This window comes from Flavobacterium humidisoli, from assembly GCF_023272795.1.
In the GTDB taxonomy this organism is placed as follows: domain Bacteria; phylum Bacteroidota; class Bacteroidia; order Flavobacteriales; family Flavobacteriaceae; genus Flavobacterium; species Flavobacterium humidisoli.
On sequence record NZ_CP096829.1, the window covers coordinates 5,076,833 to 5,102,471 of the forward strand.

Here is a 25,639-nt window from a genome sequence, read left to right on the forward strand (position 1 = left end):
CATTAATTATAGAAGTAACAAAATAAGAAAATCCCGTTATGGTAAAGTAACGGGATTTTGCAAAAATATATATTATTATTTTAAACCTGCAATATGTACAGATAAATCGATTAATTTGCTTGAGTATCCGTACTCATTGTCATACCAAGAAACTAATTTGAAGAAAGTTGAATTTAAACCGATTCCTGCACCAGCATCAACGATAGAAGTTCTTTTATCTGAAATAAAGTCTTGAGAAACAACTGCATCTTCAGTGTATCCTAAAATACCTTTCATTTCATTTTCTGAAGCTTTTTTCAATACAGCTAAGATTTCTTCGTAAGTAGTTTCTTTAGCCACTTTTACAGTTAAATCTACAACAGAAACATCAGCAGTAGGTACACGGAAAGACATTCCAGTTAATTTTCCATTTAAAGATGGAATAACTTTTCCAACCGCTTTAGCAGCACCTGTTGAAGAAGGAATGATGTTGATTGCAGCAGCACGTCCACCTCTCCAGTCTTTTCTAGAAGGTCCGTCAGCAGTCATTTGAGTTGAAGTAGTTGCGTGAACAGTAGTCATTAAACCTTCAACGATTTCGAAATTATCGTGGATAACTTTAGCTAATGGAGCTAAACAGTTTGTAGTACAAGATGCGTTAGAAACAACTAAATCAGAAGCTTTTGCAGTTTCGTGGTTCACTCCCATTACAAACATTGGAGCATCAGCAGAAGGAGCAGAAATGATAACTTTCTTAGCACCACCTTTTAAGTGCTCACTTGCAGTTTCGATAGTTGTGAAGATACCAGTACATTCAGCTACTACATCTACATCAACTTCGTTCCATTTTAAGTCAGCAGGATTTCTTTCTGCAGTGATACGGATGTTTCTTCCGTTTACATATAGTTTTCCTTCTTTAACTTCTACAGTTCCGTTGAAACGACCGTGAACTGAATCATATTTTAATAAATAAGCTAAGTGGTCTACGTCTAACAAGTCATTGATTGCAACAACTTCTACATTATCTCTATTGAAAGACTCTCTAAAAACGATTCTTCCGATACGTCCAAATCCGTTTATTCCTAATTTTACTTTTGACATTTTACTAAATTTTTTGCTTTTGTTTTTATTACACTAATTCAAAGTCTAATTTCCTCACAATAAACTTCTCTCTCTTTTTAAACTTTATATTGGTTATGTCGACATAATGTCAGACACTCTTAATAATTCTCTATCAATTTCTGATTTACCTTTGATAGCTTGCTCAAGAGGTGTTAAGATCACTTTATCTTCACGAAGTCCAACCATATAGTTAGATTTTCCTTCAATTAAAGATTCAACTGCTTTAACTCCTAAACGGCTTGCCAAAACGCGGTCAAAGCAAGACGGCGAACCACCACGCTGCATGTGCCCTAATACAGAAACACGTACATCGTATTCAGGTAAATTAGCTTCAACATAATCTTTTAATTCGAATACGTTTTTACCAATTTTATCTCCTTCAGCGATTACAACAATACTAGATGATTTTCCTGATGCTTTACTTTTTTGAAGTGAATCTAAAAGACGATCTAAACCTAAATCTTCTTCAGGAATAAGAATTTCTTCTGCTCCTGCACCAATACCAGCGTTAAGAGCAATGTGACCCGCATCTCTACCCATAACCTCTACAAAGAAAAGACGGTTATGAGAACTTGCCGTGTCTCTAATTTTATCGATACAGTCTACAACAGTATTTAAAGCCGTATCGTACCCTAGAGTAAAACTTGTACCAAAAATATCATTATCAATTGTACCTGGAATTCCCATTATTGGGAAATCGAATTCTGAATTAAAAATTAATCCTCCGGTAAAACTACCATCACCACCAATAACAACTAAAGCATCCACACCAGCCTTAACTAGGTTTTCGTGTGCCTTCTTTCTACCTTCAGGGGTTCTAAACTCAACTGAACGAGCCGATTTTAAGATCGTTCCACCTTTGTTTACAATATTATTTACGCTTCGTGGTCCCATTTCTTTGAAGTCGCCTTCAATCATTCCCTGATACCCTCTATAAATTCCGATGCATTCTATATTATGGTATGCGCAAGTTCGAACAACTGATCGTATTGCAGCATTCATTCCAGGTGAATCTCCTCCTGAGGTAAGAACACCTACTTTTTTTATTGTTTTTGGCATTATTTAAGTATTAAAGTGTAAAATTAGCAAACATTCAGCACTTTTCGGGTTACGATTATCATAAATTAATAAAATCTGTTAAATTCAAACGTTTTCGTTAATAAGTTTTTTCTAGGAAAAAATTTCATTAAAAATAATAAAACAGTATTTTTTTAATTAAATCGTCAAAATTAACAATACCCTGATGAAGTGTTATAAAAATGAGAATTTCCCGCTCACATGGAAAATTCTATTAGAGTGCCTAAATTTAGCACAAAAAAAACCATTATGAGAATAATGGTTTTATAAAAGTCTATTTTTAACAAAGTGTTAATAATCGTTGTCTGGAATTAATCCCTCATTATTATTATTTGGAGTTCGTGTTTGTGACTGTTCCTTTTTCTTCTTTTCTTCTTCTTTTTTTCTTTTCTCCTCGTCTTCTTTTGCTTTCTTTTTATTTTTCTCAGAATCTTTTTTACTTGTAAAATTCATATAATCCGGATTTAAATAAGAATCCGGCGTTTGATCGGCAGAAGAACCTTTTACAGCTTTTTCAATTTTATGGCTTTTAAACAGTTTATTTACAAGCTCGCTAAAGGTATCAAAATCTACTTCATATGAGATACCAACTCCTTGCGTATATCCAATTCCCTGTCCAATATAATTAATATCATTTTCTTTATTGAATAAGCGAAGATTCATCGTACCGTCTTCATTTACACGATACAAAATCTCAATATCTCCAACAATAGCAGATTCATTCACACCTCCAACAGGAACTCCTAATTTACCATTGATCGTAATTCGTTCATTTACTTGAGACGATATATTGGCTACAAACTGACCATCAACCTCCTGCCCTGTTCTTCTATCTGCTGCAATATAATTCAAATCGATGTTTACTTTATCATTATCCGATTTGATAATTCCACCCAGCAAACTTGAAGCAGTTTCTGTTAACGTTCCAGAAAAATCTCCTTGGCTAAATCCATCTGTACTCATAAATGAACCCGTTGACAATAAATAAAGCGCTTGTGTCTGACGAATATCCTTATCATCAAGCTTATACTGTATCTCCGACTTTAAAACATTACTTACTGATGGGAATTGAATATCAAAATTAGGTTCTGGACTGGCCAAATCTCCTCTCAACCCAATAACAACTTCTACAGGAACTTTTTTATTAAATGAAGAAGTATTATCTAAAAGCACCGCTGGATTGGCCTGCGTTTTATAAACGGCCTCCAAATTCAGCTGAGCACGCATGGGGTTTCCTTCCCAAATAATAGAACCTCCTTTTTTAACCGTAAACTTTTTATCGATAAGTCCGCCATATTTAAAGTTATAAGTTCCTTCGTATGCCTGGAAATCCCCCCACATATTAAATTTACCCAAAGTATTAATTTTAAATAAAAGCGATCCGTATCCTTTTCCTTTCATACCATGACCAGAATTTCGATCTAGAATAACTTCTACTTCGGCATCTGGCGTAATATCAAAATCAAATTCTAGCTCAAGTCCATTGTAATCTCTGGTTTTTTCTACAATTCCATTGGCTAGATTATACTTTTCTTTTGGTGTTACAAAATGAATCCAGCTACTTTCTCCAACACTCTGCGTATTATTAATTGGTATCTTAACCTCGGTGCCTTTTTCAGATTTTGCATCTACCTTAATAAACAGAGCATCAACAGGACCTTTTATGCTGGCCGATCCGTTTATAAATGCCGTTCCAAAATAGGCAGCATCATCGCTATCCTTTGTATCGAGTGCCACTAATCGTTTAGAAGTAATATTCAAATCTAACTTCCAATCACCAAAATTATTATGCTCAATACTTCCATTCAACAAACCTTTCGTATTGTATTTAGTATCTGTCAACTGATTATTTCTAAACAAGAATTTCTCGTTCGTTAAATCAATTACCGTTCGATCGCTAAGTTCGTAATCTGTATTTAGGTACGGAATGGTCATTCCTGCTTTTTCTACATACAAACGACCGTTGATTTCTGGTTTTTTCAAATTGCCAATAACAGCAGCGTTTCCAGAAACAGAACCGCGAACGTTCGATAAAACATCTCCACCAATAGTTCCTAATGTAGCCAAATTGAAACCTTCAAGTTTCAGACTCATGTCCATAACCGTTTCTTTATTCTCTACAGCAAAAGTTCCGTTTGCCCTAAACGATTCTGTAAAGCCATTTTGAATCGATGAATTAACCGTAAACTTTTTAAAGCTTTCATCTCCAGAAATATCAAAATTAAGAGTCCCCAATTCGGTCTTATTCATAACCAGATGATCGATTTTTATGGATGCCGTGGGCTGATAAACATTTTTATTCTGCTTATAATTGACATTTCCATTCAAGTTACCATCAAATACAAACTTGGAATTTACAGGTGTGATTTTATTAATATCAACATCTTCAAAAGTCAGTTCGAGATCTTTATAATCTGTACCTTTTATAACTCCGTTTAAATCAATTTTTTGGTTTTCGTGAGATAAAACGATATTATCAAATGTGAAGTTTTTAAAAAATTGATCAATTATAATCTGATTATCTTTTTCAGCATCTTCATTTAAGTACCAGATATAATCCTTAAACTTCATTTCAGATTTCTTGATCCCGACAATATTGTTTTTGCTCTTATCTATAGTATGGTATAAATCTAAATTAAAGTAATCCTCTCCTTGATTTCCTCCTTTAAACTCCGAACGCACATAAAGAGTATCATTTGCCGTAACATTAATCAAATTGAAATCACGTATTTTATAATAAGGCGTCTTAATACTATCTAATTCGACATAGGCATTATAAAGCGGGTTTTTATTATCAATATTAATACGGATATTATCAAAGGTATTTTTGTCTGCTGTAATTTTTTTAGATCTAAAACGAAATTTAAATTCTTGCAAATCCGAATCAATCTTCCCGCGCACAACTGTAGACGAATCAATATTTATTTGCGGATAAAGCATTTCAACGACTTTATCGTAAACACGGAAATTAAAGCGTAAAAACTGCCCTTTTCTTACTTTATAAGGCTTGTAATTGGTATACAAACTTCCTACAGAATTCATAACCAATTTATCCAATTGATCAAATCTAAATTTACCCACAATTTTTCCGTCAACCACATCATTCGAACTAATCGTTATGGTTCTCAAACGATCGGCATCAAAACTTGAGTTCAAATTCACCTGATCAAAAACGTAAGTCGATTTTGGGTTTTCATATTCTGCATCATTAATAAAAATGTCACCTTGCAGATTTTCTATAGAATTTCCAGTTAATTGGACTACAACATCTCCTCTAAAACGCGAAATCGAATCTTTGACAAACTTAAGTTTTCGCAAATCTGAATTTTCAACATTGATATGAAAATCATAACGATTCTCTTTCTTGCTCAAATCCAGCAAACCATCAAAACTTAAATTCAAGTTCGGATCGTTTATCGCAATTTGCCCTTTATAATAAGGAAGCTTAAAGTTTCCGTTTACTACTATATTGTTATAAGTATATTTATTGTAATCCAGCTTCGCAATATCTCCTTTAACAACTGTATTTAAATATTTTTCAGTAAAACCAACGCCATCCACATCAAGATTCAATGTAGTTCTGCCAATATCTTTTCTACTTAAAACAGCTCCAACATCAAAATTCGTCAATATGATATTCCCAGAATAAGAAGCTCGATCAATAAAATCCATATTATTCATATGAAGATCAATTTGTCCGTTCCCGATATCGGTTGCCATTTTGAAATCTGTTTCCAATGCTGTGGTCGAGACTTTTGCTTTACCTACGATATTAAATTTACCAATTTTCTTCATTTCCTTCGGAAGTCTTTTTCCTAAAACTCCTGGAAGTAAAATCACCAAATCATCATAACTAGAGAGCAATTTGTCAAATTTTCCATCCATAGAAAACTTCTGTTCTTTGCTACCTAAAAGATTTCTAAAATTGATTGTTCCGTTAATTTTTGATCCGTTTGTATCGCTTAATCTTAACTTTGTAAGCGTCATATTATTCAACGGACCATCTAATTTTGTTTTCAGTTTAAAATGCTGATTTTTACCCAAACCATCATAAAAATGACGGATATCGTTTGTTGCAATAGAAGACGAATCTATCACAACATTAAATCGAACTTTATCTGTAAAATCAATAAAATCAGACGGTTTATAATTTAAGATTGCTAAACCATAAATAGAAGATCTTTTGGTTTTAATGGCTAGATTTTCAACTTTGATCTGTTTTTTAGTATAGCTAAATTTTCCGGCAAAATTAGAAACATACAACCCACGGTGGTCCATAAAAGAAAATCTATGGATGTTCGTATTTACATCTGGCCCATACAATTTAAACTCACTGATGTACGCATTTAATTTTGTAAAATCGAGAAATTGAGGAGTCGTTTTATTTTCATCTACTACAGAAAATCTTCCTTTCTCGATATAAGCGTTTTTAGCTGTTAATAAGAAGTGCTTCGTCGATTTTTTCTTTGGAGTATTCTCGACTTCAAAAGCTTGAATAAACTTATTTATATTATTTTCGTCTTCGCCTTTGTAAGTTTTCAGATTAAAAATCAAACCTGTCAGACGTAAATCTCCAAAAATCAAATCTCCATCTAACAATCTGCTGAAGCTGGCAATATCAGTCGTAATGATATCCGAATAGATCATCGTTTTTTTATGATGATCCAGAATCGTCACTTTCTTCAATTTTACGCCACCAAAAATATTAATTGCCGTTTTTTCAACATTAATACTAACCTTGTAATCTTCGTTTAATGAGTTGGTAACATAATTGGCAATCTGTGTCTGAACGACAGGAAGAGATAGTATGATAGCGAGTGCTAACAAAAGTAAAATCAACCCAATTAGGGTTCGTGATATTATTTTCTTTACTTTTTTGATAGCTTCTTTAATTTTAGTTTTTCTTTTAATTTATTTTGAACAGACAAAGTACGGCTGTTTCTGATAAAAATTCTTTAATTTTGGGGCACTGCTTAAATCAAAGAAATTTAATCATTTGATTTGTCAAATATAATTCAAAATTTGTGCCTTTATATGCAAAATCCAGAGGTTTTTATTCTAGCCATCGAAAGTTCATGCGATGATACTGCTGCCGCGGTTTTACATAACGACAAAGTATTGTCAAATGTTGTAGCCAATCAATTAATTCACAATCAATACGGAGGTGTTGTTCCTGAATTGGCTTCCCGAGCGCATCAGCAAAATATTGTACCTGTGATCGATGCTGCACTTCGTAAAGCAAATGTACAAAAAGAACAGCTAAGCGCAATCGCGTTTACGCAAGGACCAGGATTAATGGGCTCTTTATTAGTCGGGACTTCTTTCAGCAAATCATTATCATTGGCTTTAAATGTACCGCTAATTGCTGTAAATCATATGCATGCGCATATCTTAGCTCATTTTATTGATGAAGAGGGCTACGATAAACCTGAATTTCCTTTTTTAGCTTTAACAATTAGCGGTGGACATACTCAGATTGTAAAAGTGAATAGTTTTTTTGATATGGAAATTATCGGAGAAACCACCGACGACGCTGTAGGTGAAGCATTTGACAAAAGCGCTAAAATTCTTGGCCTTCCTTATCCTGGCGGACCTTTGATTGATAAATATGCAAAAGAAGGAAATCCGAAAGCTTTTCCCTTTACAAAACCGAAAGTTCCGGGATTAGATTTTAGCTTCTCTGGATTAAAAACAGCTATTTTGTATTTCATTCAAAAGAACAAACAGCAGAATCCAAATTTTATTGAAGAAAATTTGAATGATATTTGCGCTTCTATTCAGTATACGATTATCGAAATCTTGATGGATAAAATTAAGTTGGCGGTAAAAGAAACTGGAATTACACAAATTGCAATTGGCGGTGGAGTTTCGGCAAATTCAGGAATTAGAAGCACGCTAAAAGAGACCGAAAGCAAATATGGATGGAAAACTTTTATTCCGAAATTTGAATATACAACAGACAATGCTGCAATGATTGGAATTGTAGGATACCAAAAATACTTATCTAATCGTTTTGAAACTTCTGCTGTGGTTTCTAAAGCAAGAATCGAATTTTAAATCATGCAGTTATTTTTTAATCCGAATATAGACGAAACAACCGAAAGCTTTTCTTTTGACAAAGAAGAAAGCCGTCATATTATAAAAGTCCTTAGAAAAAAAGATGCAGATATTCTGCATGTTACAAATGGTTCTGGGCTATTGTTTGAAACTCAGATTACATTGGCTTCAGACAATAAATGTATTGTTGAAGTCCTTAACATTACGAATGCCGAAAAACCAAAATTTCATTTGCACTTGGCTGTAGCGCCAACTAAAATGAACGATCGTTTTGAATGGTTTCTGGAAAAAGCTACCGAAATTGGAATTCAGGAAATCACTCCTATTTTCTGTGATCGTTCTGAAAGAAAAGTGATTAACCGAGATCGTTTTGAAAAAATCATTCTTTCGGCAATGAAACAATGTAACGAAACATTTCTTCCGAAATTAAATGAAGCTATTTCATTCAAAGAATTCATTAAGCAAAAGCAAAATGGTTTACAGTTAATTGCACATTGCGAAGAAACAGATAAAAAATCGCTGAAAGAAGTTTTAAAACCAAATGAAGACGTTACAATCTTAATTGGCCCTGAAGGTGATTTTTCTGAGAAGGAAATTGCATTGGCATTAGAAAATAATTATAAACCTGTAACTTTAGGAAATACACGTTTAAGAACAGAAACGGCTGCTGTGGTGGCTTGTCATAGTGTTGTTTTTTTTAATGAATAAATTAGCAGCACAAAGTTTGCCATCCGGAGGAACGAAGAATCTCACACGTAACTAGACAATAATTGGCAACAAACTATACGGAATTTCTAGTTTGATTTCTCCTTCGTCGAAATGGCAAAAAATGCGAAAACAAGATATTTAAAACTTACATGAAAAAAATATTCTATTTATTATTCCTTTTTTCAATCTCTTCTTTTTCACAAGAAATTGCTTTGCTTAAATACAGCGGTGGCGGCGATTGGTATGCAAATCCTACTTCTTTGCCTAATCTGATTAGTTTTTGCAACGCTAATATTAATACGCGTATTAAAAATAAACCTTCGACTGTAGAGCCAAGCAATCCAGATTTATTTTCGTATCCGTTTGTACATATGACGGGTCACGGAAATGTAGTTTTTAGCGATGCCGACGTGACCAACTTGAGAAATTATCTGACTGCGGGTGGTTTTCTGCATATTGATGACAATTACGGAATGGATCAATTTATTAGAAAAGAAATCAAAAAAATATTCCCAAATAATAGTTTAGTCGAAATTCCAGCGAATCATCCTATTTTTCAAAAACCTTTTCCTTTCCCAAACGGATTGCCGAAAATTCACGAACACGACGGAACGCGCCCTCAGGCATTTGGAATTTTTATAGATAATAAACTGGTTTTACTTTATACTTACGAATGTGATTTAGGCGACGGCTGGGAGGATCCAGAAGTTCATAATGACCCTGCAAACGTAAGAGACAAAGCCTTGAAAATGGGCGCAAACATTATCAATTATATTTTTACTAATTAAATTTTAGAAAGTGCAACTTACTCACGAAGAAAATCAATTTGAAAGAAAAACGTTTCCCATAACTTTAGTTTGCGATCATATTTATTTTCAGCAGAATATTGGTTCTTTGTTCAGAATTTCTGAAGCTTTTGGAGTAGAAAATATTATCTTTTTTGGAAAAGATATTCCGCTGACACTTCGTAAAATCAATAAAACTTCGCGCAGTACACATCTTCATGTAGCACATTCTATTATTGAAGATTTTACTGAACTTCAATCTTTTCTATTGGATAATGATTTTGAAATTATTTCTCTAGAAATTGCTTCTAATAGCAAACCTTTAAAAGAAGTTAGAATTCCGAAAAATAAAAAAATTGCGCTTTTAATAGGAAGCGAAATCAACGGAATATCTGAAGAACTTCTAAAACTTTCTCATCAAATCGTGCACATCAATATGTTTGGCAAAAACAGCAGTATGAATGTGGTTCAGGCCGCGAGTATTGCACTTTATGAGATTACTTCTTTGTAAAAATTCTTTTTGAAGCATTGTACTTGTTTTTTTTATATCAATTTGATTTCTCAAAATTATCGTTAAACTACAGATAATCACGATGAAATACATTTTAAAAACACAAAAGAAAGAAAAAACTTATTAATATTTTTTACTTAGTTTTTGTAGGAATCAATGTTTGTAAGGGATTGCAAAATTTCTCACAAAATAATCTTTGTAATATTTTTCTACAATATTTTTTTGTTATAAAATTGCTGCATTATTTAACTAATCAACGTTTTTATAACAAAAAACCCAAATTATTATGAAAAAAGTTATTATTACCACATTTGCGGCATTAATGCTGTTTGCTTGTCAAAATGATCAATCAGCAGAATCTGCTAACTCAGATGCAAGTGTTGCTTCTAGAAGAGGATGCGCAACACAAGAAGTTTTAGAAGCTCAATTAAAAGCTGATCCATCATTGGCTATTAGAATGAACGAAATCGAAACTTTTACTGCAACACATGCAGGTTCAAATTTCACAGGCCGTTTGGTAAATGGAAAAATCGAAATTCCAGTTGTAGTCAATGTTCTTTACAGAACTGCTGCGCAAAATATTTCGGATGCACAAATTCAATCACAAATTGATGTTTTAAACAAAGATTTTAATGCTTTAAACTCAGATTACAATAATGTGCCAGCATTATTTTCAGGAGTTAAAGCTAACATTGGAATCACTTTTGTTTTAGACCAAGTTATTAGAAAATCTACAACTAAAACTTCTTGGGGAACAAATGATGCAATGAAAAAAACTGCTCAAGGAGGAATTGCTCCTACTTCTCCAACTACAAAATTAAACATGTGGTCTTGCAACATTGGAGGCGGAATTTTAGGTTATGCACAATTTCCTGGAGGTTCTTCTGCAACTGACGGAGTGGTAATCGATTCTCGTTATTTCGGTTTATCTGGCTCGGCAAATGCACCATTCAACTTAGGAAGAACTGCTACACACGAAGTGGGCCACTGGATGAATTTACGTCACATTTGGGGAGATGCAACTTGTGGAAGCGATCTTGTTGCTGATACTCCTACTCATAATACTGCAAACTATGGCGTTCCTGCATATCCACACTACAGCACTTGTTCTGGAACACCTGTAGAAATGACAATGAATTACATGGATTATGTTGATGATGCTGCAATGTACATGTTTTCAACTGGTCAAAAAAGCAGAATATCGGCTATTTTTACAACTGGAGGAGCTAGAGCCTCTTTTGCACAATAGTTAATCTAAAAAATACAGAAAAGCGAGATGAATTTCATCTCGCTTTTTTTTTATCTTAAATTTTCAGAATGCTTTTCCTATATTTATAGTCTAATATTTAAACATGATTACATCAAAAACTATTTCGAACGGAATTTTAAGAGCTTTAGCGACAATCTTAATCATTGGTATTGTTTTATATTTTCTCTATGAAATACAAACTGTTATTGTTTATCTGTGCATTTCTTTAATACTATGTTTAATTGCGAATCCGTTAGTTTTATTTTTAAAGAATAAATTAAAATTCAGCAATTCAATGGCGGCCACCACCACCATTATCTTTTTTATATTTCTAATTGTGGGCTTCATTCTTTTGTTTGTTCCTTTAATTATTTCTCAAGCCAATAATTTAGCGCTATTAGATACTGCACATCTTCAAACTAATTTTATAGAGGCAGAAAAACACCTTGAAGAATACTTTAATATTCAGCATATTGATTTAAATAAGGTGATAAAAGATTCTAAGCTTACTTCTGTTTTAGATTTCAGTTATTTTACAGGATTTATCAATTCGATAATCAATTTTATGGCCAATATGGGAATGGGATTGGTTTCTGTTTTTTTTATTACTTTCTTTTTTATTAAAGATCAGGATATCTTTAAAGATCAGGCAAGAAGAATATTACCAGATTCAAATGAAGATAAAATCTTAAATTCTATTACTAAAATAAATCATTTACTGACTAGATACTTCATTGGATTATTATTGCAATTGATTGTTGTTTTTATTCTTTATTTAATTGTCTTACTGATTTTTGGAAATAAAAATGCTTTTGTGATTGCTTTCTTATGCGCCATTCTAAATATAATACCCTATTTGGGTCCAATCATCGGAACCACTTTGGCTGGGTTATTAACCATGATAAGTATGATCGGAAAAGATTTTCAATCAGAAATTCTTCCTACAACTATTTATGTAATTATTGGTTTTTTAGTGGTTCAGGCCATTGACAATAATGTTAGTCAGCCAATAATTTCATCAAAAAGTGTAAATTCGCACCCGTTAGAAATATTCTTGGTTATATTAATTAGCGGTATTACGTTCGGAATTGTTGGTATGATTATAGCAATTCCTGTTTTTACAATGATTAAAGTAATTTTAAAAGAATTTTTTCCTAATAATAAAATTGTCTCCGTATTAACCGAAAGAATTTAGCTTTGAATACTACTATTTTGCATCAAGAAATACAGGAATTTATAATCCAAAATACTGGTGCAGATGTAACAAAATTGGCGCTGCAAAAAAATCCATTTCCAGATGTAGATTGGATTTTAATTTTAAACCAAATTGAAGCCCGAACAAAAGCCAAAGAAAAACTGCCGACTTGGTTTGTTACGGAAAATGTAATTTATCCAAGTAAAATATCAGTAGAACAAACTTCTTCAGAGAAAACAGCAGCTTACAAAGCTTCTTTAATTTCTGGCGAATCTTTAATTGATTTAACTGGAGGTTTTGGTGTTGATGATTATTATTTTTCGAAAAAATTTAAATCGATAACCCATTGCGAAATAAACGAAGAATTATCTGTTATTGTTTCACACAATTTTAAACAGTTAAAAGTTAAAAATTGCACTTTTCATGCTGGTGATTCTATTCATTTATTAGAAGAAACCAATCAGAAATTTGACTGGATTTATATTGATCCTTCACGAAGAAATGATAGCAAAGGTAAAGTCTTCATGCTAAAAGATTGCCTTCCAAATGTTCCAGAACTGCTCGATTTTTATTTCGAAAAATCAGATCATATTTTAATTAAAACAGCCCCGTTATTAGATATTTCAGCGGGATTGTCAGAATTAAAAAATGTAAAGAACATTCATATTATAGCGCTAGAAAACGAAGTTAAGGAACTGCTTTTTGAAATTCATAAAGGCTATTCTGGTAACGTAACTTTAAAAACCGCTAATATTCTAAAAGAAAAAACAGAAATTTTCGAGTTTGTTTTGGGCGATGAAATCTCCTATCCGTCCTTCGATTTTCCAAAGAAATATCTTTACGAACCAAATGCCGCTATTATGAAATCTGGTGGTTTTGATGAAGTAAGCGTCACTTTTGAAATCGATAAACTTCATAAACATTCTCATTTGTATACTTCTGAAGATTTAATTGATTTTCCTGGAAGAAAATTTGAGATTCAAAAAGTGATTCCATACAATAAAAATGAAATGAAAAATGAGCTTGCAAATCAGCAGGCGAATATTACCACTCGCAATTTCCCCGAGACGGTGGAAAACATTAGAAAAAAGTGGAAAATAAAAAATGGCGGTAATTTGTATTGTTTTTTTACAACTGATGTAAAAGCTAACAAAATAGTTTTAATTTGCACCAAAATAAACTAATACAATGAAACAACTAATTACACTAACTCTTTTTTTATTGACTATTACCGCATTTGCACAAAAACCATGTGAATACAGTGTAAATGTAAATGACTCAATTGGAAGCTATAAAGTAACTAATGAGTATTTAATGAGTGAAAAATATTTTGGAGGAAACTTTGATTACATTTTCTTTTCATTAGCACAAACCGACGGATTGCCAACTTTAAATCTTCAGGCTATTCAAAAAAGCAAAGATTTTATTAAGGCAAACTGCTTTGATAAAAATTCAAAAATCTTTTTACAATTAGAAAACGGAAAAATTGTAACCTTAATGCATATTAATCAAGAAAATTGCGGAACACTAATTCGTGATGATAAAGGTTTTAACAATCGTGTAAACACTGGAATTTTCATGTTCATGAAAGACAATTACGAAGAACTAAAAAAATCTCCTATCTCGATTATGCGAATAAAATACTTAACAAACATAGAAGATTACGTTGTAAAACGAGAGCTAACATCTGAGTTGACAGGAAAGGTAACCAATCCGAATACTTATTTCATGGAGAATATCAGATGTGTTGAGTAATCAATTGCATTTCCATTTTTGATTGGAAACTTTATCTTTTAAACCTGCTTTTAAATTATAATGCCACCACTCAGAATCAAATGAATTGAAGCCATTTTTAATCATTGTATTTTTTAAATAAGCTCTTTTTGAAAGAATTTCTTCTGAAAGCTGTTTAAAATTATGACTGGCCATAATTCCAAAAAAATCAAAAGAAGTTCCCATATCAACTTCTTTTCCTGTTACATCAACCAAAGAAATATCTACGGCTCCTCCTCTATTGTGGATGGAGCCTTTTTTTGGATCTGCAACATAAGTCGGATTCGACACAATCTCCCACATTTTTTTCTGAATATCTAAAGGTCTATAACAATCAAATAATTTGATTCGATATCCTTTCTTCAAAAAATCATTATTGGCCGCAATTAAAGCTTTTACAGTCTTTAAACGAAGCATACATTCTGCGCAATCGTACACTTTGGTTTTCAGAAAATTATCTTCCGTGGCATATTTCATATCATAAATAAAATCATTGCTATAATCTCTTAGATTTACAAAAGTCGTATCTGAGATTTTAGCTTCTGATGAAGATACATAAGCTTCATTTTGCGCTTGTAAAGAGCTAATTCCGAAAAGAAAAAAAACTAAAATTTTCAAAGTGTGATTCATCGCCAAATAATTTAAAAAATTGAAATTAAACAAAAAATATTAAAAAACGGATTCTTACTGTTCTTCTTTAAAGCTAAAAAATTAGTTTTTTGAGTCCGAAATCCATCATAAACTACTTTCAAAACAAAAAATATTTTTAATATCTTTATGAAAATTAGATCATTACGACTTTGTATATTAAATTATTAATTCAAAAAATCAGTTATATGAATTACAGAGCCACATACCTTTCAACAGTTATATTGGGCTGCTTACTATTTGTTTCGTGCAAAAAAGAAAGCATTAAAAGCATTCCCAAAACAGATTCTACTTCAATAAAAACAGAAGCTTTAAAAGAAGATAGTGTTGTTTTAAATCCAAATGATTCTTTATATGGTTTAGCTGATAAAAGCGTTATTGGAACTCACTTTTTGACTAAAAGCAAGTTGGCGCCAAGATTAAAAAAACTATTAGGAACTGACTATGACCAAATGGCAGCAAACTGGAACACTGAAACTCCTTTTGAAAAACAAGATAATATACTGCACGCTTGGGGATGCAAACAGCACGACTGCAGCACTTATTCGTATGATTTGTATATTGATGTTAAAAACAATAAAATTAATGTCTACAAATTTGCCGAATCAAAACTAACAGTATTTAAAGAAGATAATTTTGATATTGAAATTAAAGACAACCTTTTAAAAGACTTGAACATTAAAAAAGAAAATATCACGAATAAAAAATAAGCACAACGTTAAAAAGTTTTATATATCACTCCGTTGGAGCTTTTTAATACAAGAAATTAAATCATAAATATACGCTCTGCTGGAGCAAATTCAAAAAAAGGCTGGTTCAATAATGAATCAGCCTTTTTTTCAAAATAGCTTTTAGTACCTATATTTCTCCTGTTACTAAAATATTTTCTTTTACACCTTTGTTTTTCAACATTCTAAAATGAGAACGAACGGCATGATAAAATGGATACGAAGTATAGGGCAAATTATATTCTGCTGCATAACGTTTTATAATTGGCGTAATATAAGGATAGTATGTATGGCCAACCGCTGGAAAAAGATGGTGCGCAACGTGATGCGTAAATCCGCCGTATAAAAAATTAGCCAGTTTGCTTTCCGTACTAAAATCTTTAGTTACAATCATTTGATGCACCACCCAAGTATCAGAAAGGTTTCCTTCTTCGTCTGTATTCGGAAAATGAGCATCTTCATCAACGTGGGTCGAAACCAGTGCTACCACCCCAATTGCACTTCCGCATAAATGCATAGACAGCCAAGCAAAAAGAACGATATACCAAGGCTGGCTTAAAAGCATCATTGGAACAAAAAGCAGGTAAGTTAAATTAATAATCTTGGCCGCAAACATTCTGTAAACTTCTTGTCTCGGAATCTTGTCGACTACTCTTTTTACATAATTATCCTTCGTGCCAAAAAAGTCTTTAAAATCTCTAATATAGAGCCAGTTTAAGCTATAAAGCGGATAAATAAACCACATATAAATGTGCTGATACTTATGGTAATTAAACAATGGACTGTTTGGGAATATTCTAATAATATCGCTTTGTTTGATATCAACATCCCAATCGGGCACGTTTGGATAAGCATGATGCAAACTTATATGACGTCGCATCCAAAGCCAATGATTACTACCAAAGAGTTCTAAAACATACAAAAACCATTCATTATGCTTTGGCTTTTTGAACAAAGCTCCATGTGCAGCATCATGAAAAGCATTTATAAATAAAACAATCATGGTAATACCAGCCAAAATATAAAAAAGAAATAGTAAGGGGGTCTGGTTGCCGAAAATTAAAATACAGACGTAGAATAAAAAAAATACTGCTAAAAGTCCGAGAGACTTTACAACATTTAGTACATATAAGGACGAGTTTTTTAAGACCGTTTCATTCACTTCTAAACGCATCTTTTTAAAAAAATCATCTGTTCCTGGTTTAACATAAACCGGTCGTTTTAATTTTTCCATATTGGTTACTGCTAGAAATTGTTAACCAAATTTAATAAAAAAAAACTTAACCTCTTAGAATCGATTCAACTAAAAATCAAGTATTTCAGAACAAAAAACCACTCTAAAAAGAGTGGTTCAATTAATACTGTCAAATTTAGAATTGTTAGATTTTTTTTTGGGAAAACTTTTTACTATTCCTCAAACTTTTTGTTTGCTAATCGCAGTCTAATATCATGAATACGAACTTCTATTTCTTGTAAATCTTTTAAAATAGTTTGCTTTTCATAAACTGCTCCAGCTTCATTAACCAAATTTTGCTCATCGGGAGCAAAAAGATCATTCAAATCTACATCCGGAAAGTTTTTACTTAAGCTAAGAATAAATTCAGAACCTATATTAGCCGTTCCATGTAAATACCTTCCAATCATTGCAGGGCTAAATCCTAAAATTGCCCCAACTTCCTTCTGCTTTAATCCTTTATCCCTAAAGAATTTACTTAGTTTCTCGTGATACATCATCATTAAAATTCAAACAAAATATAGTTAAAATATATTTTTTAACATTAAAAAGAATAATAAATATAATATTATTCTTACATTTACACAGACTAACAACCATGCCATTAATAATTAGCAAATATATGTCAAAATTAATCAATAATAGCAATTTTAAAGAAGATAATTCTCACAATAAAAAAGCTTATGAATTTATAGATAAGCATTTACCTGTAACGTATGTCGACCTTACCATTTCTTGTATTATTAAAAAAGGACACCCTACTCCAAGCAAAGCATTAATTAGAAATGTAAGAAACAAAACAATACTTAGAAATGATATTTTATTAGCATTAGTAGAGGTAGCACATGAAAACAAAGAAGCTATTGAGAAAATAAAACTCTTAACCTCAGAAATCTAGAAGAGACTGAACCATTTTTAACCAATGCTTTAATTATGACAAATCAAAATTCTAATAAAAAAGAAAACAGCCAATCAGATTCTATTCAAAATCAATTTGAAATTTCATCTTCAAGTAAGATGCCTTTAGAAAATATACCTTTCTTATACGGAATGACGCTCGAACAATACAAAGAAGGTCTTGAAATTCATTTACAATGTTTTAATCAATTGGAGAAATTAAAAAGGATAACGAATTAAATTAATAGACCAATAAAAATCCCATCAAATACACATCAATAGTATTTCCGTTAGAGCGATTAACACTAATAAAACCAATCTGCATCGTAAAAATCATTGTTTTAGTATAAAACCATTTCGTTTAGGTAAATTTTCTCTTTTTTGTAATTTGCCTTTTCTACTAGCTAAAAAACTAAAACCATGTTACAATTCAGCAAACAAGTAAACTTTGTACTAATCGTTTTGTTTATTTCTATTTCTGCATTTAGCAAAACTACCATCTTTGTAAATCAAGTAGGCTTTGATCCGAAAAGTCCAAAAATTGCCATAATTGAATATTACAACGATCATCTGAATTCAAATTTTGAAATCGTAGATGCTGACTCTGGAAAAACCCTTTTTACCGCTAAGATTGGAAAGGCAGAAAGTATTAATGACTGGAATTTAGGCAATTTTTACTATAAAGCCGATTTTTCGTCTTTTCAAAAGCCAGGAAACTATAAAGTTACATTAAAAATTGTAGATCAAGTTTATACTTCTGCACGATTTTCGATTGAAGAAAACATATTAGCCAAAAGAACTATTTCTTCAATCGTGCATTACTACAACAAACAAAGAGCCAATACTCCAGAAGAACTTGAAGCAGACAAAAACATGCTCCTGTTTGGAAGCACCAAAAAAGTGGACGTACATGGCGGATGGTGCGATGCATCTGGCGATGTTAGCAAATATTTTTCTCATTTAGCTTACGCTAATTTTGTATCGCCACAGCAGACTCCTTTGGTAACTTGGTCACTTATCAACACTTCTGAAGCTATTCCGAAAAAGCTTACCCAATGGAAAATAAAAGATTCTTTAGACAACGAAGCCATTTGGGGCGCCGATTATATGATGCGCTGTCTTTCTGATGAAGATTATTTTTATATGATCGTTTTCAGTTATTTTGATAAAAATCCAGCAGCAAGAAGAATTGTTGGACTAAAAGCCAATAGCGTTACAACAGATGAATATCAATCTGCTTTTCGCGAAGGCGCCGGAATGGCAATAGCTTCTCTCGCAAGAATTTCAAAATGGAATAAGAGTGGCGATTTTACCTCAAAGCAATATCTGGAAGGAGCTAAACGAGCTTATGAGCATCTTTTAATCAACAACATCAAATATGATGATGACGGAAAAGAAAATATTATAGATGATTATTGCGCTTTGATGGCTTCAACAGAATTATGGATTGCAACCAATGACAATTTCTACAAAGAAGAAGCTAGAAAACGGGCTCATAAACTTGAAAGTCGAATGACAGATAAAGGCTGGTTTAGAAGCAACGATGGAAATCGTCCGTTTTGGCATGCTGCAGATGCTGGCTTGCCTATTGTCGCTTTAACAAGATATTTAAAGAAAGAAACAGACGATAAAGAAATAGCTTCCGCTAAAAATGTCATCAAAAAAGCTTTAGAATATAATTTAGCCGTTACAAACAATGTTACTAATCCGTTTGGTTATGCAAGGCAAAGTTTTTTATTTAATGATAAAATTCAAGACGGATTTTTTATTCCGCATGATAATGAAACAGGCTGGTGGTGGCAAGGCGAAAATGCCAGATTAGCATCATTAGCAACTGCAGCAGTGGAAGGAGGAAAAAGTATTTCAATTCAAAAAAATAGCGATACAAAAAAATCGCTCGATTTGTACACATCACAGCAATTGTCTTGGATTTTAGGCTGCAATCCGTATTCGATGTGCTTTTTGTACAAATTTGGAGAAAAAAATGTACCATACATGCATTCTAATTATGGCCACGGATCGGAAAAAGGCGGAATTTCTAACGGAATTACAGGTAAAGACGGAAATGGTGACGGTTCTGGAATCGATTTTAAAACAGAAGACAAAGGCAATGAATGGCGTTGGACCGAACAGTGGATTCCGCATTCTGCATGGTTTTTACAAGCAATTACTGCAACAGTTGAACCCTAACATCTAACAAATCATTTCATGAAAAAATCAATAGCATTTATTTTACTTGTTTTAAGCTGTGTTTTTCAACAAGACTGTCTAGCTCAAAAACAAAAAAAGTCTCACTTTGAAGCTTTAGTTTTATATGAAAACGGCGGACATCATCTTGATTTTACAAAAGCCGCAAAACCTTGGCTAAACAAACTGGCAATTGACAGCAGTTTTACAGTTGATTATATCGAAAATACCAAAACAATCAATGAAGCACTTTTAAAACAATATCAAGTTTTTATACAATTAGACTATCCTCCCTACACTTGGAGTGAAGAGTCAATGCTTGCGTTTCAGAAATACATGAATAGCGGAAAAGGCGGTTGGGTTGGTTTGCATCATGCTACTTTACTTGGTGAATTTGACGGATATCCTATCTGGAAGTGGTTTTCTGATTTTATGGGCGGAATCAGATTTGTGAATTACATTCCTGATTTTGCAAGTGGAAAAGTAAATATTGAAGACCAATCTCATCCTATAATGAAAAATGTTCCAACCAATTTTCTAATCAAAAAAGAAGAATGGTACATTTATGATAAAAGTCCGAGACCAAATGTGCATGTTCTAGCTTCAGTTGATGAAACTACTTACCAGCCAGATTCAAAAATAAAAATGGGAGATCACCCTGTGGTTTGGACAAACAATCATTTTGCTTCCCGAAATGTTTACATTTTTATGGGACATGCACCAGAATTATTCGAAAACGAAGCTTACACTACTCTATTGAAAAATTCCATTTTCTGGGCAGCTGGAAAAAGATAAATTCAATATTGACATAATTGTTATTTTTGCCCATTATCAAAAATTATTTTTTTTCAATTGTGATTCAGAAAGTCAATAAAACAGAATATCCAGAATTAATTTCAGTTTGGGAATCTTCAGTAAAAGCAACGCACGATTTTTTAAAACCTGAAGATTTTACATTTTACAAAGAACTCATTCCAAACTTTTTTGATAATGTTTTATTGTACTGCATAAAAAAGGATCAACAAGAAATTATAGGTTTTCTGGGAACTAGCGAAGAAAATTTAGAAATGCTATTTGTAAGAGCAGAACAAATTGGAAAAGGAATTGGAAAAAAGTTACTCCTGTACGCCATTGAAAAACTTAAGATCTCAAAAGTAGATGTGAATAAAGACAATGCAACAGCCACAGCATTTTACAAGCATTTTGGTTTTGAACTAAAATCAACATCTGATGTAGATGGCTGCGGAAAACCGTATCCGATTCTGCATTTAGAACTAATAAAAAAGTCGCTTAATTAAGCGACTTTTACATTTATAATAAACTATTTTTATTTTTTCCAGTACTTTAAAAACAGTTCATATAATTCTTCTGCATTAATATCAACCTCTGAGGCAGAATACATTAAGTTTAATTTCGAATTTTGTTCATCAAAGGCCAGTTTCCAAAGAAACTTAGAAACGCGACCATCATACTTGGCTATATTATCAATTGTAACGGCAACTAAAGTGTCCCCTCCAACTTTATTTAATTGCAAATCGGTAACATCTTGCCACTCTATTCTTCCAAATGCTTTAGCAACTGGAGTGGTTCTTCCAGAAAAACCATTTGTATCCATTTGACTTAATGGAGATTTATCTTTTATACTGGCAAGAATTTTAAATATTAAAACAAGCATAATTAAAAGAATCGCACCAGAAGCAATCGAAAGTTTTATTTTAAATACTCCATCAAAAGTTCCTATGCCGTATAAAAGCATAATCGCTATTAAAATACTGATTGCGCTGGCATATAAAAGTAAGTTTTTGGTTTTCTTAGAGTTTCGGTATAATTTTATTTCTTCATTCATGGGGCGCAGTAAAAATTTTCGTTTGTTATTAGACTTAAAAATGAAGAAGCAATTTACTACAAAATAATTTAAGAACCCAAGCAACTCCCGCAAACATTGGGTTAATTAAATTAACAAAAACCAATTTCAAAAAATATATTTAGAGCCACTAAACTTGCAAAACATTATCAATCAATTTTCTAGCCGACTGGGAATTGTATAACTTCTATCCGAAATTAAATACTTACAAACGCCATCTCCATTTGTACCTTTATTATAAAATTAAATATTCATACTAAAAATACAGGTTATGGCAGAAATTAAAATTGAGAAAAAGAAGCCAATTTGGCCGTGGATTGTAGCAATCCTACTAATCTCAGCACTTGTATACTACGTCTTTTTGAAAGATGATCAGGTGCGAAATGAAAACAGAATGGAAATCGAAAACAATTCTAGTGTAGATAGCACAGCAAATTATTAAGAACTATGGAAAATAAAGACAAAAATTTATACCGATTAGATGAGCTTTCTGATTATAAAGTTGCCTCAAACTATTCAGACGTAAGAGGTTGGAAAATTGTAGACTCAGACAACCGCACAATAGGAAAAATTGATAATCTTTGGGTTAATAAAGATATGCAGCGTGTTGTTTATCTTGATGTTAATTTAGACAAAGGATTAATTGAAGATACTCGTAATGAGGTACATGATGCAATAGAAAATGAAAATGGAAAGGAATTTATATACAAAGATGGAGACAGCCATATAATAATACCAATTGGTTCTGTAAGCATAAATAAAGACACTAAAATTGTCATGGCAAACAACATCGGATATGAAACGTTTAGAAAAACAAGCAGATACAACCTTCAGCAAGATTTTGATAGAAATTATGAAAGAAGAGTATTGAATTCTTACTATCCTAATAATGAATCCCCGTTTGCATCTGACAGTGATGATGATACTTTTTACAAACGTAAAGAATTTGACAATTATTGATAAACCGTAATTGGCATTAAAAATAAATCTTATAAACGAATAAAGACCAAGCGTTCAAGAATGTTTGGTCTTTATTTATTTTGGTAAGCTATTCAAAAAAGAGATAAAAACAAAAAAGCCACTCTATTGAGTGGCTTCTTGTGATCGCAGAAGGATTCGAACCTTCGACCGCCTGCTTAGAAGGCAGGTGCTCTATCCAGCTGAGCTATGCGACCATTATTTCAATTGTAGTCGGGGTGGCAGGATTCGAACCTGCGGCCTCCTGCTCCCAAAGCAGGCGCGATAACCGGGCTACGCTACACCCCGAGGCAAAATTTAAGCGGAGAGACAGGGACTCGAACCCTGGCGACGGTTACCCGTCGACAGATTAGCAATCTGCTCCATTACCGCTCTGGCACCTCTCCTTGCTCGTGGAATTGCTTCCGTTTTGCGAGTGCAAATGTATAACAACATTCCTTTTCTCACAAGCTTTTTTTGGAGTTTTTTTAGTTTTTTTTAATCTTTTTTCAAAACCTCTTCACAATCAAACAAATAGAATTAACAAAAATTTCACCTTAAATTTAAAATCAACCCTATTCAATACAAAATTTGAATTTATTCAAATAAACATTAAATTTGCTTACTAACTATTATTAAACAGAAAATGAACAAAAGAGTTGTTATCGTTTCTGCCGTTAGAACACCTATCGGAAGTTTCATGGGCGGGTTATCTAGTGTACCTGCACCAAAATTAGGAGCTGCTGCCATAAAAGGAGCGCTTTCAAAAATTAATCTTGACCCAAAATTAGTCGATGAAGTTTTCATGGGGAATGTAATCCAGGCCGGAGTTGGACAAGCACCAGCCCGCCAAGCTGCATTGTTTGCCGGATTATCGGAAGAAGTTGCTGCTACAACAGTAAACAAAGTATGTGCTTCTGGAATGAAAGCCGTAATGTTTGCAGCTCAGGCAATCGCATGCGGAGACGCAGAAATTGTGGTAGCAGGCGGAATGGAAAGCATGAGTTTGATTCCTCACTATGTGCAAATGCGTGCCGGAAATAAATTTGGTCCTGCAACTATGTTGGACGGAATGCAGAAAGACGGTTTAACAGATGCTTACGACAACAACGCAATGGGAGTTTGTGCTGATTTATGTGCATCTGAATACAAAATAAGCCGTGAAGAGCAAGATGCCTTTGCAATTCAATCATACGAAAGAAGTGCAAAAGCGTGGGACGCTGGAAAATTCGAAAATGAAGTTGTTCCTGTTGAAGTACCGCAAAGACGTGGCGAACCTCTTATATTTTCAAAAGATGAAGAATATACTAATGTGAAATTAGATAAAATTCCATCTTTAGCTCCAGTTTTCACAAAAGACGGAACTGTAACCGCTGCAAACGCTTCAACAATTAATGACGGAGCTGCTGCTTTGGTTTTAATGTCTGAAGAAAAAGCAAACGCTTTAGGATTAAAACCTCTAGCTTACATAAAAGGCTATGCAGATGCTGCGCAAGAACCAAAATGGTTTACAACAAGTCCAGCAAAAGCATTACCAAAAGCTTTAGACAAAGCGGGAATTTCAATCTCAGATGTTGATTATTTCGAGTTTAACGAAGCTTTCTCTGTTGTTGGATTAGCCAATGCAAAAATATTAAACCTTGATAACGATAAAGTAAACGTAAACGGTGGCGCTGTTTCATTAGGACATCCTCTTGGAGCTTCTGGAGCACGTATAATAGTAACTTTGCTTAATGTTTTAGAACAAAACAATGCAAAAACCGGAGCAGCTGCAATTTGCAACGGCGGCGGCGGCGCATCGGCAATTGTTATCGAAAGAGCTTAAAACAATATCACAAAAAAATCAGGAGTCTTAAATACAACTCCTGATTTTTCAACTTATAAATTTCCTTAAATGTTTGGAATTTGCAATTTAGCCATAGTACCCGTTCGAGCTGAAGCCAGCGACAGAAGTGAAATTGTCACACAGCTTTTGTTTGGCGAGCATATAGAAATTTTAGAACGCAAAAATCAATGGGCACGAATTAGGATTCAGTTTGATGATTATGAAGGTTGGGTAGATTCTAAGCAATATCAGGAAATTACCAAAGAGCAATTTGATCTTTTGAGCAAAGAGTCGATTATTTTAAATGCGGACTTAATTGATTACATTACAGCTCCAAACAATCTACTGCTTCCAATTCCGCTGGGAGCTTCATTATCCTTTTTAAACAACAGCGAAATCAATATTTCAAATTTCGAGTTCGAAGGAACCAAAACCAGTGGCATCAAACCTAAAAGCGCTTTAATAAAAACTGCTTTTATGTATTTGAATGCTCCATATTTATGGGGAGGAAAAACTCCTTTTGGTATTGATTGTTCTGGTTTTACTCAAATGGTTTATAAATTGAACGGATATAAAATTCATCGTGACGCTTCTCAACAAGCTCTTGAAGGAGATCCTTTAAGTTTTATTGAAGAATGCGAACCAGGCGATTTGGCTTTCTTTGATAATGACGAAGGAAACATTACCCATGTCGGAATCATAATGGACAACAATTATATCATTCACGCAAGTGGAAAAGTTCGTATTGATCGTTTGGACCATACTGGAATCTACAATCCAGAATTAAACAAACACACTCATAAACTACGTGTAATTAAAAAGATTATCTAACTCTCAAAAAAG

At 33.0% G+C, this 25,639-nt stretch carries 25 protein-coding genes and 3 tRNA genes; 18 read left to right on the plus strand and 10 right to left on the minus strand.

The annotated features are described in order from the left end of the window. Positions 1-75: 75 nt before the first annotated feature. From gap to M0M44_RS21280, 3 genes are all read right to left on the minus strand, one after another. Positions 76-1,080, minus strand: a complete 1,005-nt coding sequence (gene gap, locus M0M44_RS21270; RefSeq protein ID WP_012026555.1) for a type I glyceraldehyde-3-phosphate dehydrogenase — start codon at positions 1,078-1,080, stop codon at positions 76-78. A 93-nt stretch (positions 1,081-1,173) separates the two neighbouring features. Next, positions 1,174-2,160, minus strand: a complete 987-nt coding sequence (pfkA, locus tag M0M44_RS21275; protein ID WP_248727523.1) for a 6-phosphofructokinase — start codon at positions 2,158-2,160, stop codon at positions 1,174-1,176. A gap of 309 nt (positions 2,161-2,469) precedes the next feature. Beyond that, a complete protein-coding gene (locus M0M44_RS21280) occupies positions 2,470-7,005 on the minus strand; it encodes a translocation/assembly module TamB domain-containing protein (RefSeq protein ID WP_248727524.1) in 4,536 nt (1,511 codons plus the stop codon). Between the two features lie 207 nt (positions 7,006-7,212). On the opposite strand from M0M44_RS21280, the gene tsaD reads away from it, so the two are divergent. The 8 genes from tsaD (at position 7,213) to M0M44_RS21320 (ending at position 14,438) form a co-directional block, all read left to right on the plus strand. Continuing rightward, on the plus strand, positions 7,213-8,235 hold the full coding sequence (gene tsaD / locus M0M44_RS21285) for a tRNA (adenosine(37)-N6)-threonylcarbamoyltransferase complex transferase subunit TsaD (RefSeq protein ID WP_248727525.1): 1,023 nt from the start codon (positions 7,213-7,215) through the stop codon (positions 8,233-8,235). Positions 8,236-8,238: 3 nt separating this feature from the next. After that, positions 8,239-8,943: a 16S rRNA (uracil(1498)-N(3))-methyltransferase gene (locus M0M44_RS21290; RefSeq protein WP_248727526.1), complete on the plus strand. Its 705-nt coding sequence runs from the start codon at positions 8,239-8,241 to the stop codon at positions 8,941-8,943. 149 nt (positions 8,944-9,092) lie between these two features. After that, entirely contained in the window at positions 9,093-9,731 is a 639-nt protein-coding gene (locus M0M44_RS21295; protein ID WP_248727527.1) for a DUF4159 domain-containing protein, read from the plus strand. A gap of 10 nt (positions 9,732-9,741) precedes the next feature. Beyond that, positions 9,742-10,239, plus strand: a complete 498-nt coding sequence (locus M0M44_RS21300) for a TrmH family RNA methyltransferase (protein ID WP_248727528.1) — start codon at positions 9,742-9,744, stop codon at positions 10,237-10,239. 286 nt (positions 10,240-10,525) lie between these two features. Continuing rightward, on the plus strand, positions 10,526-11,488 hold the full coding sequence (locus M0M44_RS21305; RefSeq protein ID WP_248727529.1) for a zinc metalloprotease: 963 nt from the start codon (positions 10,526-10,528) through the stop codon (positions 11,486-11,488). Between the two features lie 103 nt (positions 11,489-11,591). Next, a complete protein-coding gene (locus M0M44_RS21310; protein ID WP_248727530.1) occupies positions 11,592-12,683 on the plus strand; it encodes an AI-2E family transporter in 1,092 nt (363 codons plus the stop codon). A 2-nt stretch (positions 12,684-12,685) separates the two neighbouring features. Continuing rightward, positions 12,686-13,867: a THUMP-like domain-containing protein gene (locus tag M0M44_RS21315; protein ID WP_248727531.1), complete on the plus strand. Its 1,182-nt coding sequence runs from the start codon at positions 12,686-12,688 to the stop codon at positions 13,865-13,867. A gap of 4 nt (positions 13,868-13,871) precedes the next feature. Beyond that, complete coding sequence (locus tag M0M44_RS21320) at positions 13,872-14,438, plus strand: hypothetical protein (protein ID WP_248727532.1); 567 nt, start codon at positions 13,872-13,874, stop codon at positions 14,436-14,438. Here the strand turns inward: M0M44_RS21320 and M0M44_RS21325 are convergent, their stop codons facing one another. Then, positions 14,439-15,086: a M15 family metallopeptidase gene (locus M0M44_RS21325; protein WP_248727533.1), complete on the minus strand. Its 648-nt coding sequence runs from the start codon at positions 15,084-15,086 to the stop codon at positions 14,439-14,441. A 206-nt stretch (positions 15,087-15,292) separates the two neighbouring features. Between M0M44_RS21325 and M0M44_RS21330 the strand changes: the two genes are divergently transcribed. Beyond that, complete coding sequence (locus M0M44_RS21330; protein ID WP_248727534.1) at positions 15,293-15,814, plus strand: hypothetical protein; 522 nt, start codon at positions 15,293-15,295, stop codon at positions 15,812-15,814. A gap of 148 nt (positions 15,815-15,962) precedes the next feature. Here the strand turns inward: M0M44_RS21330 and M0M44_RS21335 are convergent, their stop codons facing one another. Together M0M44_RS21335 and M0M44_RS21340 are read right to left on the minus strand one after the other, a co-directional pair. Further along, the gene (locus M0M44_RS21335; protein ID WP_248727535.1) at positions 15,963-17,066 is read right to left on the minus strand and encodes a fatty acid desaturase family protein; all 1,104 of its coding nucleotides are present in this window, start codon (positions 17,064-17,066) and stop codon (positions 15,963-15,965) included. Between the two features lie 173 nt (positions 17,067-17,239). Beyond that, positions 17,240-17,563, minus strand: coding sequence for a helix-turn-helix domain-containing protein (locus tag M0M44_RS21340; protein ID WP_248727536.1), 324 nt, complete (start codon positions 17,561-17,563; stop codon positions 17,240-17,242). A 101-nt stretch (positions 17,564-17,664) separates the two neighbouring features. Between M0M44_RS21340 and M0M44_RS21345 the strand changes: the two genes are divergently transcribed. The 5 genes from M0M44_RS21345 to M0M44_RS21365 all read left to right on the plus strand — a co-directional run bounded on the left by M0M44_RS21345 (position 17,665) and on the right by M0M44_RS21365 (position 21,448). Further along, positions 17,665-17,964 carry a hypothetical protein gene (locus M0M44_RS21345; protein ID WP_248727537.1) on the plus strand — a complete coding sequence of 100 codons (300 nt, stop codon included), beginning with the start codon at positions 17,665-17,667 and terminating at the stop codon, positions 17,962-17,964. A gap of 35 nt (positions 17,965-17,999) precedes the next feature. Continuing rightward, positions 18,000-18,203 carry a hypothetical protein gene (locus M0M44_RS21350; protein ID WP_248727538.1) on the plus strand — a complete coding sequence of 68 codons (204 nt, stop codon included), beginning with the start codon at positions 18,000-18,002 and terminating at the stop codon, positions 18,201-18,203. Between the two features lie 180 nt (positions 18,204-18,383). After that, positions 18,384-20,153 carry a glycoside hydrolase family 9 protein gene (locus M0M44_RS21355; RefSeq protein WP_248727539.1) on the plus strand — a complete coding sequence of 590 codons (1,770 nt, stop codon included), beginning with the start codon at positions 18,384-18,386 and terminating at the stop codon, positions 20,151-20,153. Between the two features lie 18 nt (positions 20,154-20,171). After that, positions 20,172-20,945, plus strand: coding sequence for a ThuA domain-containing protein (locus M0M44_RS21360; RefSeq protein WP_248727540.1), 774 nt, complete (start codon positions 20,172-20,174; stop codon positions 20,943-20,945). Between the two features lie 59 nt (positions 20,946-21,004). Continuing rightward, positions 21,005-21,448, plus strand: a complete 444-nt coding sequence (locus M0M44_RS21365) for a GNAT family N-acetyltransferase (RefSeq protein ID WP_248727541.1) — start codon at positions 21,005-21,007, stop codon at positions 21,446-21,448. Between the two features lie 29 nt (positions 21,449-21,477). On the opposite strand, the gene M0M44_RS21370 is transcribed toward M0M44_RS21365, so the two are convergent. After that, on the minus strand, positions 21,478-21,996 hold the full coding sequence (locus M0M44_RS21370; protein ID WP_248727542.1) for an STM3941 family protein: 519 nt from the start codon (positions 21,994-21,996) through the stop codon (positions 21,478-21,480). A gap of 289 nt (positions 21,997-22,285) precedes the next feature. Here M0M44_RS21370 and M0M44_RS21375 point away from each other — a divergent pair, with 289 nt between their 5' ends. Further along, positions 22,286-22,456: a hypothetical protein gene (locus M0M44_RS21375; protein WP_248727543.1), complete on the plus strand. Its 171-nt coding sequence runs from the start codon at positions 22,286-22,288 to the stop codon at positions 22,454-22,456. A gap of 5 nt (positions 22,457-22,461) precedes the next feature. Then, positions 22,462-22,974 (plus strand): PRC-barrel domain-containing protein, encoded by a 513-nt coding sequence (locus M0M44_RS21380; protein WP_248727544.1) that lies wholly within the window; start codon positions 22,462-22,464, stop codon positions 22,972-22,974. Between the two features lie 141 nt (positions 22,975-23,115). Here the strand turns inward: M0M44_RS21380 and M0M44_RS21385 are convergent. From M0M44_RS21385 to M0M44_RS21395, 3 genes are all read right to left on the minus strand, one after another. Then, a tRNA-Arg gene (locus M0M44_RS21385) sits at positions 23,116-23,189 on the minus strand. 16 nt (positions 23,190-23,205) lie between these two features. Then, a tRNA-Pro gene (locus M0M44_RS21390) sits at positions 23,206-23,280 on the minus strand. A gap of 14 nt (positions 23,281-23,294) precedes the next feature. Continuing rightward, positions 23,295-23,378, minus strand: a tRNA-Ser gene (locus tag M0M44_RS21395). Between the two features lie 239 nt (positions 23,379-23,617). Between M0M44_RS21395 and M0M44_RS21400 the strand changes: the two genes are divergently transcribed. Both M0M44_RS21400 and M0M44_RS21405 read left to right on the plus strand, forming a co-directional pair. Beyond that, positions 23,618-24,796: an acetyl-CoA C-acyltransferase gene (locus M0M44_RS21400; RefSeq protein ID WP_248727545.1), complete on the plus strand. Its 1,179-nt coding sequence runs from the start codon at positions 23,618-23,620 to the stop codon at positions 24,794-24,796. Positions 24,797-24,865: 69 nt separating this feature from the next. Further along, positions 24,866-25,627, plus strand: coding sequence for a C40 family peptidase (locus M0M44_RS21405; RefSeq protein ID WP_248727546.1), 762 nt, complete (start codon positions 24,866-24,868; stop codon positions 25,625-25,627). Positions 25,628-25,639 lie beyond the last annotated feature (12 nt).